The sequence below is a fragment of the Buttiauxella sp. A111 genome (assembly GCF_014189855.1).
Taxonomy (GTDB): Bacteria; Pseudomonadota; Gammaproteobacteria; order Enterobacterales; family Enterobacteriaceae; genus Buttiauxella; species Buttiauxella selenatireducens.
Genome location: NZ_BJFN01000022.1, coordinates 1 through 1,192 on the forward strand (window position 1 = coordinate 1; position 1,192 = coordinate 1,192).

1 rRNA gene is annotated in these 1,192 nt (G+C 52.2%); it reads left to right on the plus strand.

Annotated features, from left to right (window positions below):
* Positions 1-22: 22 nt before the first annotated feature.
* Positions 23-1,192: ribosomal RNA gene (locus tag BSPA111_RS22385) — 23S ribosomal RNA — on the plus strand; the annotation flags it as partial.

The following is a 1,192-nucleotide window of genomic DNA, read 5'->3' on the forward strand; positions in this document are numbered from 1 at the left end:
ACGAGACATCTTCGGGTTGTGAGGTTAAGCGACTAAGCGTACACGGTGGATGCCCTGGCAGTCAGAGGCGATGAAGGACGTGCTAATCTGCGATAAGCGTCGGTAAGGTGATATGAACCGTTATAACCGACGATTTCCGAATGGGGAAACCCAGTGTGATTCGTCACACTATCGTTAAGTGAATACATAGCTTAACGAAGCGAACCGGGGGAACTGAAACATCTAAGTACCCCGAGGAAAAGAAATCAACCGAGATTCCCCCAGTAGCGGCGAGCGAACGGGGAGCAGCCCAGAGTCTGAATCAGTTTGTGCATTAGTGGAAGCGTCTGGAAAGTCGCAGGGTACAGGGTGATACTCCCGTACACAAAAATGCACTTGCTGTGAACTCGAAGAGTAGGGCGGGACACGTGGTATCCTGTCTGAATATGGGGGGACCATCCTCCAAGGCTAAATACTCCTGACTGACCGATAGTGAACCAGTACCGTGAGGGAAAGGCGAAAAGAACCCCGGCGAGGGGAGTGAAACAGAACCTGAAACCGTGTACGTACAAGCAGTGGGAGCCTCTTTTATGGGGTGACTGCGTACCTTTTGTATAATGGGTCAGCGACTTATATTCTGTAGCAAGGTTAACCGTATAGGGGAGCCGCAGGGAAACCGAGTCTTAACTGGGCGTTAAGTTGCAGGGTATAGACCCGAAACCCGGTGATCTAGCCATGGGCAGGTTGAAGGTTGGGTAACACTAACTGGAGGACCGAACCGACTAATGTTGAAAAATTAGCGGATGACTTGTGGCTGGGGGTGAAAGGCCAATCAAACCGGGAGATAGCTGGTTCTCCCCGAAAGCTATTTAGGTAGCGCCTCGTGAACTCATCTTCGGGGGTAGAGCACTGTTTCGGCTAGGGGGCCATCCCGGCTTACCAACCCGATGCAAACTACGAATACCGAAGAATGTTATCACGGGAGACACACGGCGGGTGCTAACGTCCGTCGTGAAGAGGGAAACAACCCAGACCGCCAGCTAAGGTCCCAAAGTCATGGTTAAGTGGGAAACGATGTGGGAAGGCACAGACAGCCAGGATGTTGGCTTAGAAGCAGCCATCATTTAAAGAAAGCGTAATAGCTCACTGGTCGAGTCGGCCTGCGCGGAAGATGTAACGGGGCTAAACCATGCACCGAAGCTGCGGCAGCGAC